11 protein-coding genes are annotated in these 17060 nt (G+C 66.1%); 7 read left to right on the forward strand and 4 right to left on the reverse strand.

Translation table 11 applies throughout. The annotated features are described in order from the left end of the window. Position 1: 1 nt before the first annotated feature. The 4 genes from rplA to LLW23_RS04995 all read left to right on the forward strand — a co-directional run bounded on the left by rplA (position 2) and on the right by LLW23_RS04995 (position 4862). The gene (rplA, locus tag LLW23_RS04980) at positions 2-694 is read left to right on the forward strand and encodes a 50S ribosomal protein L1 (protein ID WP_228947671.1); all 693 of its coding nucleotides are present in this window, start codon (positions 2-4) and stop codon (positions 692-694) included. Positions 695-900: 206 nt separating this feature from the next. After that, positions 901-2496 carry an alpha-amylase family glycosyl hydrolase gene (locus LLW23_RS04985; RefSeq protein ID WP_228947672.1) on the forward strand — a complete coding sequence of 532 codons (1596 nt, stop codon included), beginning with the start codon at positions 901-903 and terminating at the stop codon, positions 2494-2496. After that, positions 2496-3503 (forward strand): glycosyltransferase family 4 protein, encoded by a 1008-nt coding sequence (locus tag LLW23_RS04990; protein ID WP_228947673.1) that lies wholly within the window; start codon positions 2496-2498, stop codon positions 3501-3503. The genes LLW23_RS04985 and LLW23_RS04990 overlap by 1 nt, the downstream gene beginning before the upstream one ends. Positions 3504-3689: 186 nt before the next feature. Next, the gene (locus tag LLW23_RS04995) at positions 3690-4862 is read left to right on the forward strand and encodes an alpha-hydroxy-acid oxidizing protein (protein ID WP_228947674.1); all 1173 of its coding nucleotides are present in this window, start codon (positions 3690-3692) and stop codon (positions 4860-4862) included. Positions 4863-4951: 89 nt separating this feature from the next. On the opposite strand, the gene LLW23_RS05000 is transcribed toward LLW23_RS04995, so the two are convergent. Then, positions 4952-7435: a PhoX family protein gene (locus LLW23_RS05000; RefSeq protein WP_228947675.1), complete on the reverse strand. Its 2484-nt coding sequence runs from the start codon at positions 7433-7435 to the stop codon at positions 4952-4954. 417 nt (positions 7436-7852) lie between these two features. Here LLW23_RS05000 and rplJ point away from each other — a divergent pair, with 417 nt between their 5' ends. Continuing rightward, a complete protein-coding gene (rplJ, locus tag LLW23_RS05005; protein WP_228947676.1) occupies positions 7853-8368 on the forward strand; it encodes a 50S ribosomal protein L10 in 516 nt (171 codons plus the stop codon). A 44-nt stretch (positions 8369-8412) separates the two neighbouring features. Then, the gene (gene rplL / locus LLW23_RS05010) at positions 8413-8790 is read left to right on the forward strand and encodes a 50S ribosomal protein L7/L12 (protein ID WP_228947677.1); all 378 of its coding nucleotides are present in this window, start codon (positions 8413-8415) and stop codon (positions 8788-8790) included. A gap of 376 nt (positions 8791-9166) precedes the next feature. Here rplL and LLW23_RS05015 read toward each other — a convergent pair whose 3' ends face one another. The 3 genes from LLW23_RS05015 to LLW23_RS05025 form a co-directional block, all read right to left on the reverse strand. Beyond that, complete coding sequence (locus tag LLW23_RS05015; RefSeq protein ID WP_228947678.1) at positions 9167-9364, reverse strand: hypothetical protein; 198 nt, start codon at positions 9362-9364, stop codon at positions 9167-9169. Positions 9365-9465: 101 nt separating this feature from the next. Continuing rightward, a complete protein-coding gene (locus LLW23_RS05020) occupies positions 9466-10578 on the reverse strand; it encodes a hypothetical protein (protein ID WP_228947679.1) in 1113 nt (370 codons plus the stop codon). Positions 10579-10615: 37 nt separating this feature from the next. Further along, positions 10616-12541 (reverse strand): CocE/NonD family hydrolase, encoded by a 1926-nt coding sequence (locus LLW23_RS05025; protein ID WP_228947680.1) that lies wholly within the window; start codon positions 12539-12541, stop codon positions 10616-10618. A 332-nt stretch (positions 12542-12873) separates the two neighbouring features. Here LLW23_RS05025 and rpoB point away from each other — a divergent pair, with 332 nt between their 5' ends. Continuing rightward, complete coding sequence (rpoB, locus tag LLW23_RS05030; protein ID WP_228947681.1) at positions 12874-17025, forward strand: DNA-directed RNA polymerase subunit beta; 4152 nt, start codon at positions 12874-12876, stop codon at positions 17023-17025. The last annotated feature ends 35 nt before the right edge of the window (positions 17026-17060 follow it).

Genomic DNA, 17060 nt, shown 5'->3' on the forward strand with positions numbered 1-17060 from the left:
CATGGCACACGTAAGCAAGAAGCAGAAGGCCATCACGATCGACCGTGAGAAGCTGCACGGCGTCGACGAGGCGATCAACCTCGCCAAGACCGGTGCGTCGTCCAAGTTCGACGAGACGATCGAAGTCGCGCTGAACCTCGGCGTCGATCCGCGTCACGCCGATCAGATGGTCCGTGGCGTCGTCACGCTGCCCAAGGGCACCGGCAAGACGGTGCGCGTGGGCGTGTTCGCCAAGGGCGCAAAGGCCGACGAGGCACGCGCTGCTGGCGCGGACGTCGTTGGCGCCGAGGATCTCATGGAGGCGATCCAGGGCGGCAAGATCGATTTCGACCGCTGCATCGCGACCCCGGACATGATGGGCATCGTCGGCCGCCTCGGTAAGGTTCTTGGTCCGAAGGGCCTGATGCCGAACCCGAAGCTCGGCACCGTGACGATGAACGTCGCCGCGGCGGTGGAAGCCGCCAAGGGCGGCCAAGTCGAGTACCGCGTCGAGAAGGCCGGCATCATCCACTCCGGCATCGGCAAGGCAAGCTTCCCGGCCGAAGACCTGCGCGCGAACTTCGACGCGCTGGTCGATGCCGTCGTGAAGGCCAAGCCGTCGGGCGCGAAGGGCAAGTACGTCCGCAAGGTCGCGATCTCGAGCACCATGGGTGCCGGGATCAAGGTCGACGTGGCGGAAGTCGCTGCCGCCTGATCGCGCTTCAGATTGCGTAACGGAAAAGGCCGGGGGCAACCCCGGCCTTTTTTTGTTCTCCTACCCTCCCGCCTGCGGGAGGGGCTGGGGGAGGGCATGTCCCCAACCGTACCCGTTGTAGGCATCAGACAGCCCCTCCCCTAACCCCTCCCGCAAGCGGGAGGGGAACCCGTGAACCCGTCCATTGTCGAAGCGTTACGATCATCATGAGCGAGCCCACCCTCTCCCCGCCCTGGTGGCAAAGCGGTGTCATCTACCAGATCTACCCGCGCTCATTCGCGGACAGCAACGGCGACGGCATCGGCGATCTCGCCGGCGTCGAAGCGCACCTCGATCACGTCGCATCGCTCGGCGTCGACGCGATCTGGCTATCTCCGATCTTCCCATCGCCGATGGCCGACTTCGGCTATGACGTCGCCGATTACACCGGCATCGATCCCATGTTCGGCGACCTCGCCGCCTTCGACCGCCTCCTCGCCGCCGTCCACGCCCGCGGCCTCAAGCTGCTGCTCGATTTCGTTCCCAACCACAGCTCGACCGCCCATCCCTGGTTCGTCGAAAGCCGCGCCAGCCGCGACAACTCCAAGCGCGATTGGTACATCTGGCGCGATCCCGCCCCCGGCGGCGGCCCACCCAACAACTGGATCAGCGACATGGGCGGCCCCGCCTGGGCGCTCGATCGCACGACCGGCCAGTATTATCTCCACACCTTCCTGACCGAACAAGCCGACCTCAACTGGCGCAACCCCGAGGTCGTGCAGGCGATGACCGACGTGCTGCGCTTCTGGCTCGACCGCGGCGTCGACGGCTTCCGCATCGACGTGCTCTGGCACATCGTCAAAGCCGAGGGCCTGCCCGACAACCCAAGCAACCCCGACTGGCGCGAGGGCATGGCCGACAAGCTGCGCGTCCTGCAGCACAACTCCACCGACCAGCCCGAAGCGCACGCCTTCGCCCGCACCTTCCGCGAACTCGCCGACAGCTATGGCGAGACGCTGCTCGTCGGCGAAATCTTCCTGCCGCGCGATCGCCTGATGCGCTGGTACGGCACGCCCGACGCGCCCGGTGTCCACCTGCCCTTCAACTTCGAGCTGATCGAAAACCCCTGGGATCGCGATACACTCGCCAGACTGATCACCGAATACGACGCCGCAATCCCCGCGCACGGCTGGCCCAACTGGGTCATCGGCAGCCACGACGCCCCGCGCATCGCCGCGCGCACCGGCGAAGCGCAGGCGCGCGTCGCCGCGATGCTGCTGCTGACGCTCCGCGGCACCCCGACGCTCTACCAGGGCGACGAACTCGGCATCGGCAAAGTCGACATTCCCCCCCACCGCATCCGCGACCCGCAGGATTTGCGCCAGCCGGGCATGGGCCTCGGCCGCGATCGATCGCGCACGCCGATACCGTGGGACGCCTCGCCCAACGCCGGCTTCTCCACCGCCGAGCCATGGCTGCCCATCAACCCCGACTGGCCCACCCGCAACGTCGCCGCGCAGGAAGCCGATCCGCAATCGATGCTCGCCCTCCACCGCCGCCTCCTCACCGCCCGACGCGCGAACCCGGCGCTCTCCCTCGGCAGCATGACGCTCCACCCCGCCCCCGACGACATCCTCGCCTACGAACGCCACCACGGCGACCAACGCGTCTTCATCGCGCTCAACATGGGCAGCGAACCGCGCGACATCACCCTGCCGCCGGGAAGCCACCCCGGCGCGATCCTTGTCGCCACGAGCGAGCGGCGCGCCTACGACGGCCGCATAAAGCCCGACGAAGGCTTCGTAGTCGAATTGGAGCACTGATGCGTATCGCGATGCTGTCGTCGATTTCGTGGCCGACGCCGCCCACCGGCTACGGCCCGTGGGAATTGGTGACGAGCCTGCTGACCGAGGCGCTCGTCGCGTGCGGCATCGATGTTACGCTGTTCGCCACGCAGAACTCGCATACCGCCGCCAAGCTAGAAGGCGTGGCGTCGCGCGGCTATTCGGAGAAGCCGCACCTCGACGCAAAGGTCTGGGAAGCGCTTCACATCGCGCATTGCATCGAGCAGGCGGGCGAGTTCGATCTGATCCACAATCAGGCCGATTTCATGCCGCTCACCTGGTCGCGCACGATCGATACGCCGATGCTGACGACGATCCACGGTTTTTCGTCCGAGCGGATCGTGCCGGTGTACCAGCGCTACGACGATCGCGTGCAGTACGTCTCGATCAGCGACGCCGACCGCCATCCCGCGCTCACCTATGCGGCGACGATCCACCACGGCATCCCGCTCGACGACTTCACTTTCGACGCGACGGGCAGCGACGACCTCCTGTTCTTCGGCCGCATTCACCCCGACAAAGGGCCCGCCGACGCCATCGCCGCCGCGCGCGCCGCCGATCGCCGGCTCGTCATGGCCGGGCTGGTGCAGGACCACGGCTATCACGAACGCGAAGTCGCCCCGCACATCGACGACGACCGCGTCATCTTCCACGGCGTCATCGGCGGCGCCGAGCGCGTCACAACGCTCGGCAACGCCCGCGCCTTGCTTCACCTCATCGGCTTCGACGAACCGTTCGGACTGTCGGTAGTCGAAGCGATGGCGTGCGGCACCCCGGTCATCGCCTTCAACCGCGGCTCGATGCCCGAACTGATCGACCACGGCGTAACCGGCTTCCTCGTCGACACGATCGACGAAGCGGTGGCCGCGATCGCCCGCATCGACGAGATCGACCGCACCGCCTGCCGCCGCGCCGTGGCGGAGCGCTTCAGCGTCGAGCGTATGGCGGACGACTATATTCGGCTTTACGAGCGGCTTCTCGCTTAACTTTCCCGCCTACCTGACCCCACCCCCGTTCGTGCCCAGCGAAGTCGAGGCAAATGCCCGAGGCGCAGCGCTCGTGGCTGGTCCCTCGACGGTGCTCGGGACGAACGGCGAAAAGCCGATGATCGAGTGGAGCGGTGGACATCCCCCGCCCACCCCGCGACAACACAAAAAACAGGAGAGAGCCCCATGCCGCATTACGGCGACCTGCAAACCCAGATCTACGGCGCCGGCCTATCTGGCGTCCTCCCCACCCTCCCCGTCGATTTCGCCACGCTCGAACGCCGAGCCCAGGCCGCGCTCCCCCCGCACATCCTCACCTACGTTCAGGGCGGCTGCGGCGACGAATATACGCAGGACCAGAACGCCAGCGCCTTCCGCCACTGGGGCATGGTGCCGCGCATGATGGTCGATGCGACGCACCGCGACCTGTCGATTGACCTGTTCGGGCTCAAGCTGCCGTCGCCCGTCTTCATGGCGCCGATCGGCGTCACCGGCATGATGTCGCAAGACCAGCACGGCGACATCCACGCCGCGCAGGCCTCCGCCACCACTGGCGTGCCACTCACCGCCTCTACGCTCTCCAACGATCCGCTCGAAAACGTGAAGGCCGCATGCCGCGACACCCCCGCCTTCTTCCAGCTCTACACCCCGCGCGACAAGGAACTCGCCGAAAGCCTCGTTGGGCGTGCCGAAGCCGCGGGCTACAAGGCGATCGTCGTCACGCTCGACACCTGGGTCACCGGCTGGCGCCCGCGCGATCTCAATACGTCGAACTTCCCGCAGCTCCGCGGCCACGTCCTGCAGAATTATTTCAGCGACCCGCGCTTCCGCGCGATGCTCGGCGGCAAGGCGCCCGAGGACGATCTGCGCGCCGCGATCGGCACGTGGGGCGCGACGTTCGGCAAGGTGCTGACGTGGAGCGACATGCCGTGGCTCAAATCGATCACCAAGCTGCCGATCGTCCTAAAGGGCATCTGCCACCCCGATGACGCACGCCGCGCGATCGATAGCGGCGCCGACGGGATCTACGTCTCGAACCACGGCGGGCGGCAAGCCAATGGCGGAATCGCCGCGATCGACATGCTCCCCGCGGTCGCCGCGGCGGTGAAGGGCGCGGTGCCGGTGCTATTCGACTCAGGCATCCGCTCGGGCAGCGACGTGGTGAAGGCGATCGCGCTCGGCGCCGACGCGGTCGGGATCGGACGGCCCTATTCGTACGGCCTCGCGCTTGGCGGCGCCGCTGGCTGCGCACACGTGCTGCGCTGCATCCTCGCCGAAGCCGACCTGCTGATGGCCGTCAACGGCTGGCCGACGCTCGATGCGGTGCGGTCGGCGGGAGCGAGCCGGACCGATCGATAGACCGACAGATCCCCACAAACACGAATATCCCCGCGAGGGCGGGGATGACGGTGCAAAGGCCCTCCCCCGAAGGAGAGGGCCAGTATCGATCAGAGGCCGACCAGCCCGCCGTCTTCGCGGGTGATCACGATCGTCGCCGAGCGCGGACGGCTCGGTGTGGCCGGGGTGCCGGTCTGCGAGGCAGGCCAGCTCGACGTGATGTTGGTCGGGCCACCATTCTCGCCCGGATGCTGGATGTTGACGAACACCGAGCGGCCGTCCGGCGTGGACGAGATACCCGTGATTTCGCACTCGCGCGGCCCGACGAGGATGCGCTTCAGCGTCGCGCCCGGCGCCTTGCCGACCCGCGTCGTCGCCGTGCTGGTCCCGGCCGACGTGGTGTTGGTGATCGTCTTGGCCCCGCCGTCGCCGACGCGGCCCGGAATGGCGACCAGCATCTGGTTGTTGGTCACGTCGGTAAAGGCGCCGTCGTCGGTCTGGATCCACATCAGCGGATTGGCGCCCTGCCCTGTCACGTTCGAAGGCAGGCTGAACCACAAGCCGTCAGGTGACGAGAAGTCGTTGCTCGCATCGAGGCCCGACAGGTTGATGTTGGCCGCGTCGGCATCGCTGTTCGCACCGAAGGCATAAATGTCCCAGGTGAAGGCGGTCGCCTCGGTCGTGCCGCCGGTCTCGGCCAGGCGGATGATGTGGCCGTTGACGTTACCCTGGCCGTTGGTGCGGCCATCGACGCGTGGATCGATGTACGAGCGCGGGTTGGCCGCATCGACGCGCGCGGGTGTGCGCGACGTGTTGTTTGTAAGCGTAAGGTACATCTCGCCGTTGGCCGGGTTCACCGCTGTCCATTCCGGGCGATCCATCGGGGTCGCACCGACGAAGTCGGCGGCGAGCCGGCTGTTGATCAGCACGTCGGCCTGATCGGCGAACGGATAATCAGCGTTGCTGCTCGTCAGCGGACCCGTACCGAAGGTCAGCGGCAACCACTGGCCCGATCCGTCGGCGTTGAGCTTGGCGACATAGAGCGTGCCGGCATCGAGATACTTGTCGCCGATCGCCAGGCGATCCGCAGCGTTCGCATCCGCGGCCGACCAAGCAACGTTCGATACGAACTTGTACAGATACTCGTTCTGCGCGTCGTCGCCCATGTAGAAGGCAGGCTTGACGCCAGCGACCATCCGGCCGGGCTCGATGCCTTCGTGATTCCGGCGACCGAGCGCGGTGCGCTTACGCGGCACCGAGTTGACGTTGTACGGATCGATCTCGACGATCCAGCCATACTGGAATGGCTCGTGGCGGTAGTCACCGGTGCCGTCCGCGGCCGTACCCGCCACCGCGGTGGCGTTCCACTTACGGAAGATCGTGCTCGACGCGTCGGCCGGCGTAACCGTCGTCCAGCCATAGTTGCCGGTACGACCCTCGGCGATGCCATACCGCGTCAGGCTGCGGTTTTCCTTCGCCTGGCCGGCGGCGGTACGAACCGCAGCATCACCGACATTGCGGCGGAAATAGCCAGCCCAGTTTTCTTCCGCCGTGCCATAGGTGCCCCAGGGCATATAGCCGTTGGCGCAATTGTTGATCGTGCCGCGGCCCTGCGTGCCGTCGGTCGAGAATGCGGTGCGCAGCAGCGGATGGCCGCGAGCTGGGCCGTTGAACGCCATCGGCGTGTTCGGCGTGATGCGGCGATTGAGCGCCGACGACTGGACGTAGGTCCAGCCCGAAGCACCGCGCGTCACTTCGATCACCGAAACGCCGTGCGCTTCGATTTCCTTGATCGCCTCGGCCTCGGGGCGAGCGCCGCCGACCGTCGTCACACCGTTCGGGTGGAGATACGCTTCCGAGATATTCTCGTGGTTGAGCACCAGCAGGCCACGCGTGTTGGACGAAACGTCGCGAGTCGCGCCCGTCGCGGCCAGGCCGAAGAAGGTCATGCCATCGTGATGGTCGCCAGAGCGTGCAGCGAAGTTCGTGTCGGTGCCGTCATTGGCATACGCAGGCGTCGTGCCGTTGATCGGGTCGCCGAGGCGATACAGCACCGATACGCGATAGCCGGCCGGTACAGTGACCAGATCGTTGCGGTTCTTGGCGACGGCGGTGAAGCCGAGCACTGCTGGCGAGACGGTGATCGTCGTGTCGGCGGTCGCGGTGTCGCCCACGCCGGTCGTGCCGGTGAAGCGGAAGACGAGCGGCGTCGCTGCGTTAACGGCGGGCGCGGTGAAAGTCGCGGTCGCCGTGTTGGCGCCGCTCAGTGTCACCGTCGGCCCGCTCACCTGCGTCCAGCCAACCGTCTGCGCGGTCGAGCTTGCGGTGCCCTGCAGCCGCACCAGGCTGCCGGCGGTGGTCGCAGCGTTCGCGCCGGCGGCCGCCGTGATCGAGTCGCGCGTCAGCGTCGAGTCGTCGCCGCCGCAGCCGGCGAGCAGCACGCCGCCGAACACGGCGGTCGTCATCGCGGTCAAACCGCCCATCAGCGTCTGGCGACGCGAATAGCGCTGTGCAACCAGATCATTGAGATGAATGCTGTTGGTACGGTTCGTATCGATGTCGCCGTCATCGTACGTGAAGATCGCGTTGCTCATTATTTCCCCCCGAGGGCCAGTACGTTGAACAGCCTCTGGAGCGGGTACGTGACGCCTGCGTGGCGTATCGAAGGCGGTTTGATTGCGGATGCGTGACGGTTTTGCGACGCGGCTTCCGCACCTTCCCCGCCATTGACGCAATCTCAGAAATCGGTATGGAGCGGCGCTTGCCGTGCGTGCCGTCAGGCGCGTGCGGTGCCGTCCGAGACAGTGGGTGCGCCGGGTTTGCCGGTGCTTAATTTCCCGCCGAGACGGGGACAGGATTTTACCGCAGCGCTTGCGCGCTCCGGTCTGCCGCGCGGCTAACCGCCCCGCGACTTCCCATTCCCCATCGCTGGACAACCGCAGGCGGAGGTTCCGTGTGCGGATCGTAACCGGGCGCGGCCTCACCGCTGCGTCCTAAGTGTGGAGAATGGCATGGATCGTGCTGAAAAGGCCGCAGCCGTCGCCGAACTCAAGCAGACCTTCTCCGAGGTCGGCGTGGTGGTCATCACCCGCAACCTCGGCCTCACCGTCGCGCAGTCGACCGTGCTGAGAACGAAGATGCGTGAGGCCGGCGCCGCCTACCGGGTCTCGAAGAACAAGCTTGCCAAGATCGCGCTCGACGGCACCGACTATGAATCGCTGGGCGATCTGCTCACCGGTCCGGTCGGTCTCGCCAGCTCGGTCGATCCCGTCGCGGCCGCCAAGGTGGTCGTCGAGTTCGCCAAGACGACCGACAAGTTCGAGATCGTCGGTGGCGGCATGGGTGCGACCAAGCTCGACGTGGAGGGCGTGAAGGCGCTCGCTACGCTGCCGTCGCTGGACGAGCTCCGGGCGAAGATCGTCGGTCTTATCGTGGCACCTGCCACGAAGCTGGCGACCATCACCCAGGCGCCCGCCGCGCAGCTTGCGCGCGTGCTTGCAGCTTATGCGGAAAAGGAAGCCGCCTGATCTTTCAGGCGGCATCGTTTCAATCGATTTAAAGGAAGACTATCATGGCAGACCTGAACGCGCTGGTTGACCAGCTATCCGAACTGACCGTCCTCGAGGCGGCTGAGCTCTCGAAGCTTCTCGAAGAGAAGTGGGGCGTTTCGGCCGCAGCAGCGGTCGCAGCGGCTCCGGCTGGTGGCGGCGGCGCCGCTGCTCCGGCAGAAGAAGAGAAGACCGAATTCGACGTCATCCTGACGGGCGACGGCGGCAAGAAGATCAACGTCATCAAGGAAGTCCGCGCCCTCACCGGTCTCGGCCTGACTGAAGCCAAGACGCTGGTTGAGTCGGCTCCTAAGGCCGTCAAGGAAGGCGTGTCGAAGGACGAGGCCGCCAAGGTCAAGGCGCAGCTGGAAGCAGCCGGCGCAACCGTCGAGGTCAAGTGAGCTGAGGCGGGGAAGACGGGCCATGCTGGCCCGCATCCCCGCAAAGCCGGCCGACGCGGCATAAGCCGCGTTCGACGTCACGGGATTAACTCCCGTGACGTCCGGCCCGAAACAAAAAGGCGGCGCTCGCAAGGGCGCCGCCTTTTTCGTTATCGCGAAGCGACCAACAATCGTCGCCAATCAGCGACACCCAGTCCCACAGCTGTCCTACACCCCACCCATCATGGCATGAACATCACATGCCAATGCGCTCGCACGCTCCCGCCGCCGCGATCACCACGGCCGGCCGCAACACCCCGCCAGCGCCTCAACTTCCTCAACATTCGCGACCTTGCGACGCCTCAAAGCGCCTCGTACCGACCAATGACGCACTCCGTCATCCGCCCCCCGATCCAAGCAGCGCCATCACCGCGGCGATGACCGACGAACCCGCGAACGGCCCCACCACCATCACCAGCACGAACCAGCCGATCATCCGCAGCAGGTGGTCTTCCTGCGCGCGTGTCAGCTTCGGCCGCGGGGGCGGTCCCCGCCCGTCGGGCGCCGGTGGCCAAGCGTTCGAGTCGAAGAACATGACCGGCCTCATAACAGTCAAGGGGTCGCGCGTAACGCCGGGTCGGCGAACAATCGCGCGACACCCTCAACTTCCTCAACATTCGCGATTCGACCCGCGCTTTAACGCCCCAAATGCGGCCGCACGCCGATCGCGTCGAACATGCGCGGCGGCTGATCGAGCCAGAACGGGCCGAGCTTCGCCTGCCCCGGCCGCTCGATGCCGATCGCGTGAACCGACGTCGTCTGCCCGCCCGCATGCACCGCGCGTATCGCCACCACCGGCACGAACATCGGGCGCTCGGCGGCGGTGAGCACAGTGATCGCGTCGCGCGGCATGGTCGCGAGCGTCCGCACCCGCTTCGTCTCGCCAGGCGCCAGATCGAACCTCGGTGTGGCGGGCCGATCAACCGGGCCGCCGAACAGCGTCGCAATCACAGCATCCTGCCCCGCCTGTGCGCTGAGCAGGCGAACTTCGAGCGCGATGCCCGTCGCGGCCACGTCCGAGACGTTGCGTACCGTCACCGTCACGTCCGCCGTCGCGGTGACGAGATTGACCCCCGCACGACTCACGACCGGCTCGTCGAGATCGATCCGCGCCGACGCGACCGGCGCCGGCTCGAGGAACCGCGGCGCCGGCACAACTGGCGGCGGTGGCACGATCACCGGCGGAGCATCAGGAACAACCGGCGCTTCGCCGATCACCGGCTCGGGCTCCACCGCGACTGGCCGACGACGGCGCCAGCCAAACAGTGCCCCCGCCGCCAGTACCAGCCCGATCAGCAACGCCGGGAACAACCAGCCCGGCCGCGCCGGCTGCTCCTCCACCGGCAACGGCGCCGCCGTGGGCAGCGGCGTGGGTGACGGCAGAGCAACCGGCGCTGGAAGCGGCACAGGCGTCGGCGTGGCGTTCGGCGTCGGCGACGGAGTGGGAAGTGGCGCCGCCGGCGTAGGCGTCGCTCGCGGAGTCGGAGTCGCCCGCGGAGTCGGTGTCGCCCGCGGCGTCGGCGTCACCACCGGGCGCGGGGTCGCGGTTGGCGTCGGGACCGGCGCGACAACGACGGGCGGCACTACCGGCGTCGAAGTAGGCGCCGACGTCGGCTGCCCGGCCGGCAGCGAAAAGTTGCCGATATCGGGCGCCGTCTCCGGCACCACTTGCGCCTGCGCCGCCCCGGCAGCCACGAGCAGTGCCACGGCCGCGAACGAGCGCGTCGTCTTCCCCATCACCATCGTCATCGCGCTAGACCGGTAAAGCTGAATGATCCGCAACCGCTCACGGCCGCGCCTGCGGCTGGTTGACCGCGACCACCGGCAGCCACACCGCGCTCGCCTGTGCCCCGCCACGCGCCAGCGTCACCGTCGCCTTCTGATAATCCCCCTGCTTCGCCAGGAAGATGTTGGGCACATACTTCTGAGGATTGCGATCGTAGAGCGGGAACAGCGTCGATTGCACCTGCACCATCATCCGATGCCCCGGCTGGAACACATGGTTCACCGTCGGCAGGCGGAAGCGATAGCGCTGCACCTGGTTCGCCGGGATCGCCGATGGCTTCTCGAAACTCTCGCGATAGCGCCCGCGGAAGATGTCGAGGCTGATCGCCAGCTGATAGCCGCCCTTCTTGGGATCGTTGGGATATTCGTCCGGATAGACGTCGATCACCTTCACGACGAAGTCGCCATCAGTCCCGCTCGTCTTGGCGAAGATGTCGGCGATCGGCGCGCCCGATACGCGCACCGCCTGCGTCAGCGGCGCCGTCTGGTACGTCATCACGTCGGTCCGTCCGTCGACCGAGCGCTGGTCCGACACCAGCCACGCCCCCCAGCGTCCGTCGCCGAAATTCACTGGTCGCGGCAGGTGCGGCACCGGCTTCGCAGGATCGGAGACGTAGCTGTCATCGCCCGCCGCCCCCTTCTCGAATCCGAGCCCGCCATCCGCCGCCAGATAGATCGGCTTCAGCGGCGCCGCGCACCCAGTGTCGCAAGCGAGCGGCCATTGCGCGAGTTCGTCCCAGCGATTGTCGCCGGTGTTGTAGATCAACGCCTGCGGCGGCGTGAACGCCGCCCGCCCGTCACGCAGATACTGGTCGAAGAACGGGAACAGATATTGTTCACGCCACTGCGTCGCGGTGTCGCCGTTCCACTTGAAGTCACCCAGCGACGATCCGTCGTAATTCGCCTGGCTGTGCCGCCACGGCCCCATGACGAGGAAGTTGTTGCCCGATTTCCCCTTTGCCTTCAGCGCCTCCCAGGCAGTGATCGCGCCGTACATGTCCTCCTGATCGAACAGCCCCTGTTCCCACATCGTCGGCACATTCGATGGGTTGGCGGCGAGCAGTTTGTCGAGCGCCTGGCCCTGCCAGAAGCCGTCATAGGCCGGGTGCGCGACCATGCGCTGCCAATAGGGCAGCTTCGCATAGCCGGACTTCTCGGCCCAGGCACCGGCCGATCCGATGCGGCGGAATTGTTCGTAATCGTCGTAGATCGTCGCGGCCGGCGTCGTGCCGGCGCCCTTGAAGCCGGTCTGCCCGCCCAGCCAGCCGATGTTGGCGAGGCGAAACGCGCCGTAGTGCAGCCAGTCGTCGCCCATCCAGCCGTCGATCATCGGGCTTTCCGGCGCGGCGACCTTCAGCGCCGGATGCGGGTTCAGCAACGCCATCGCGACGGTGAACCCTTCGTAGGACGATCCGAGCATCCCGACGCGACCGTTCGATTCGGGCAGGTTCGCCTTGTTCACCAGCCAGTCGATCGTATCGTATGCGTCGGTCGAATGATCGACCTTCGTCGGGTTGAGCGGGCCGACGACGGGGCGCGTGACGACATAGTCGCCTTCCGAGCCATATTTGCCGCGGACGTCCTGGAAGATGCGGATGTAGCCTGCCTTCACGAACGGTTCGTCCGCCTGCGGCAATAGCGACGCCATGGTCGGGCTGTTCGCGACGCGATTGGCGCGCCCCGCGGCATTGTAGGGCGTCCGGGTCAGCAGGATCGGCGCATTGGTCGCGCCCTTGGGGATGATGATGACGGTGAACAGCTTCGTCCCGTCGCGCATCGGCACCATCACTTCGCGGCGGATATAATCGCGCGCGTCGATCGGATAGGCGAAGCCGGCGGGAACGTCGCCGCCCGGTGCCGCCACCTGCTGCGCCGATACGGGGTTGAGCGCCAGCGCGGCACCGGCAAGCAACAGCAGTTTCTTCATCCACGCATCTCCAGCCCACCACGCCAGCCACCCCATGGGGTTGGAATGACGCCAAGACATCGGCACTAGTCGCGCTTCCGGCCCGCAATCAACCGTCATCGCGAGCCGTCGCTGCTCCCTGCTGGTTGACGCCTCCAACGCGGTCTCCTATATGGGCAGCCTCACCACAGCTTCGGGAAATGGCATGGCGTCGCGCACCGTGTCGAACGAATAGGGGCTGCCGGTTTCATAGACGCTTCGAGGCTGCCGTTTGTTCTGACCGGGACACGACGTGCGGCCTTTTATGCGTCTCGTCCTGCGCCCGGACATGTTTACCAAGGCAGATAGCGATCATGGCTTCAAAGGCGATCGAATACGGCACCGCAAAGCGCCGCATCCGCAAGGTTTTCGGCAACATCCACGAAGTCGTGCAGATGCCGAACCTCATCGAGGTGCAGCGCGAGAGCTACGAACAGTTCCTCCGCTCCGATCCGTCGATCGGCTACGTCTCGGGGCTCGAAAAGACGCTCCGCAGCGTTTTCCCGATCCGCGACTTCGCCGGCACGGCGGAACTCGATTTCGTGAACTACGAGCTGGAGCCGCCGAAGTTCGACGTCGAGGAATGCCGCCAGCGCGGGATCACCTATGCGGCGCCGATGCGCGTCACGCTGCGCCTGATCGTGTTCGAGGTGGATCCGGAGACGGAAACCCGCTCGGTGCTCGATATCAAGGAGCAGGACGTCTACATGGGCGACATGCCGCTGATGACGGGGAACGGCACGTTCTTCATCAATGGCACCGAGCGCGTGATCGTCAGCCAGATGCACCGTTCGCCGGGCGTGCTGTTCGATCACGATCGCGGCAAGACGCACGCGTCGGGCAAGTATCTCTTTGCAGCGCGCGTGATCCCTTATCGCGGTTCGTGGCTCGATTTCGAGTTCGACGCGAAAGACATCGTCAACGTCCGTATCGATCGCAAGCGCAAGCTGCCGGTTACGGCGCTGCTGTACGCGCTCGGCCTCACCGGCGAGGAAATCCTCAACCAGTTCTACAATCGCGTCACCTACGTGCGCGGCCAGGGTGGCTGGATCATCCCGTTCGCAGCCGAGAACTGGCGCGGCGTGAAGCCAACGTTCGATCTGATCGACGCCAGCTCGGGCGAAGTGGTGTTCCCAACGGGCACCAAGGTCACCCCGCGCGCCGCCAACAAGGCGGCCAAGGACGGCCTGACCGACCTGCTCATCCCGACCGAGGAAATCTACGGCCGCTATTCGGCTTATGATCTCATCAACGAGACGACGGGCCAGATCTATGTCGAGGCCGGCGACGAGATCGGCCCCGACAATCTCGAAAGCCTCGACAAGGCGGGCATCGACCGCATCGAGCTGCTCGACATCGATCACGTCACCACCGGTCCGTGGATCCGCAACACGCTCAAGGTCGACAAGGCCGAAGAGCGCGAGCAGGCGCTGTCCGACATCTATCGCGTGATGCGCCCCGGTGAGCCGCCGACGCTCGAAACGGCGGAGTCGCTGTTCTCCGGCCTGTTCTTCGATCCCGATCGCTACGATCTGTCGGCGGTCGGCCGCGTGAAGCTCAACATGCGCCTCGACCTCGACGCAGAGGATACGGTGACGACGCTCCGCACCGAGGACATCCTCGCGGTGGTCAAGACGCTCGTCGCGCTGAAGGACGGCAAGGGCGAGATCGACGACATCGACAATCTCGGCAACCGCCGCGTGCGTTCGGTCGGCGAGCTGCTCGAGAATCAGTATCGCGTCGGCCTGCTCCGCATGGAGCGTGCCGTGAAGGAGCGGATGAGCTCGGTCGACGTGTCGACCGTCATGCCGAACGACCTGATCAACGCAAAGCCCGCGGTCGCCGCGGTGCGCGAATTCTTCGGTTCGTCGCAGCTGTCGCAGTTCATGGATCAGACCAACCCGCTTTCCGAAGTGACGCACAAGCGTCGCGTCTCGGCGCTCGGGCCGGGCGGTCTCACGCGTGAGCGTGCGGGCTTCGAAGTCCGCGACGTTCACCCGACGCACTATGGCCGCATCTGCCCGATCGAGACGCCGGAAGGCCCGAACATTGGCCTGATCAACTCGCTGTCGACCTTCGCGCGCGTAAATAAGTACGGCTTCATCGAGACGCCGTACCGTCGCGTGGTCGATCGCAAGGTGACTGGTGACGTCGTGTATCTCTCCGCGATGGAGGAGCAGAAGCACACCGTCGCGCAGGCCAACGCCGAGCTCGACGCTGACGATCGGTTCACCGAGGAATTGATCTCGGCGCGTCAGGCCGGTGAATTCCTGATGGCGCTGCCCGAGACGATCACGCTGATGGACGTGAGCCCCAAGCAGCTCGTGTCGGTCGCCGCCTCGCTGATCCCGTTCCTCGAGAACGACGATGCGAACCGCGCGTTGATGGGCTCGAACATGCAGCGTCAGGCCGTCCCGCTGGTGAAGGCGGAAGCGCCGTTCGTCGGCACCGGCATGGAAGAGACGGTGGCGCGCGATTCGGGCGCCGCCATCGGCGCACGCCGCGCTGGCATCATCGACCAGGTCGATGCCAGCCGCATCGTGATCCGCGCCACGGGTGAGATCGACGCCGGCAAGTCGGGCGTCGACATCTACTCGCTGATGAAGTTCCAGCGCTCCAACCAGTCGACCTGCATCAACCAGCGCCCGCTGGTGAAGGTGGGCGACGTGGTCCGCGCCGGCGACATCATCGCCGACGGCCCGTCGACCGAGTTCGGCGAGCTCGCGCTCGGCCGCAACGCGCTCGTCGCGTTCATGCCATGGAACGGCTACAACTATGAGGATTCGATCCTCATCAGCGAGCGTATCGTCAAGGACGACGTCTTCACCTCGATCCACATCGAGGAGTTCGAAGTCATGGCGCGCGACACGAAGCTCGGGCCAGAGGATATCACGCGCGATATCCCCAACGTCGGTGAGGAAGCGCTCCGCAACCTCGACGAAGCCGGCATCGTGTACGTCGGCGCAGAGGTCGAGCCGGGCGACATCCTCGTCGGCAAGATCACGCCAAAGGGCGAAAGCCCGATGACGCCGGAGGAAAAGCTCCTCCGCGCCATCTTCGGTGAAAAGGCCAGCGACGTGCGCGACACGTCGCTTCGTCTGCCGCCGGGCGTTGCCGGTACGATCGTCGACGTTCGCGTCTTCAATCGCCACGGCATCGACAAGGACGAGCGCGCGATGGCGATCGAGCGCGAGGAGATCGAGCGCCTGAAGAAGGACTCGGACGACGAGCGCACGATCCTCAACCGCGCCACCTGGTCGCGCCTGCGCGAGATGCTGATCGGCCAGACCGCCACGGCGGTGCCGAAGGGCGGCCCTAAGAAGGGCGCCGTGATCGATCAGGACATGCTCGACAGCGTCGACCGCCACGAATGGTGGAAGTTCGCGGTCGCCGACGACAAGACGCAGTCGGATCTTGAAGCGGTGAAGGTGCAGTATGACGACGCTGCCAAGCTGATCCGCGAGAAGTTCGAGGATCGCCGCGAGAAGCTCGAGCGTGGCGACGAGCTGCCGCCGGGCGTCCTCAAGATGGTCAAGGTCTTCGTCGCGGTGAAGCGCAAGCTGCAGCCAGGCGACAAGATGGCCGGCCGTCACGGCAACAAGGGCGTCATCAGCCGCATCCTGCCGGTTGAGGACATGCCGTTCCTCGCCGACGGGACGCCGGTCGATCTCGTGCTCAACCCGTTGGGCGTGCCGTCGCGCATGAACGTCGGGCAGATCTTCGAGACGCATCTCGGCTGGGCCGCCCGTGGCCTCGGCCAGCAGGTCGCACAGCAGCTAGAGGACTGGCGTGAGGCCAATCCGGACGTCACCACGGGCACGATGCCCGAGGCGGTCAAGGAGCGTCTCAAGACGATCTACGGCCCGCACTATGCGGACGAGATCGATCAGCGCGACGCGGCGAGCATCATCGAGCTGGTCGGCCATCTGAAGCCGGGCATTCCGATGGGCACCCCGGTGTTCGACGGCGCGGTCGAGGCGGATGTCTCGGCGATGCTCGAGCTGGCGGGTCTCGATCCGTCGGGTCAGTCGGATCTGTACGACGGGCGCACCGGCGATCAGTTCGATCGCAAGGTGACGGTGGGCATCATCTACATGCTCAAGCTGCACCATCTCGTCGACGACAAGATCCACGCGCGGTCGATCGGGCCATACTCGCTCGTTACCCAGCAGCCGCTGGGCGGCAAGGCACAGTTCGGCGGTCAGCGCTTCGGCGAGATGGAGGTGTGGGCGCTCCAGGCGTACGGCGCCGCCTACACGCTGCAGGAAATGCTGACGGTGAAGTCCGACGACGTGGTCGGGCGCACCAAGGTCTACGAGGCGATCGTCAAGGGTGACGACACGTTCGAGGCGGGCATTCCGGAGAGCTTCAACGTGCTCGTCAAGGAAATGCGCTCGCTGGGCCTTAACGTCGAGCTCCAGAGCCACGAGGTCGACGCCGACGGCATCGCGATCGCGGCAGAGTAAACACACGCAATCTCCCTCTCTCCGCTTGCGGGGAG

Source organism: Sphingomonas radiodurans, assembly GCF_020866845.1.
In the GTDB taxonomy this organism is placed as follows: Bacteria; Pseudomonadota; Alphaproteobacteria; order Sphingomonadales; family Sphingomonadaceae; genus Sphingomonas; species Sphingomonas radiodurans.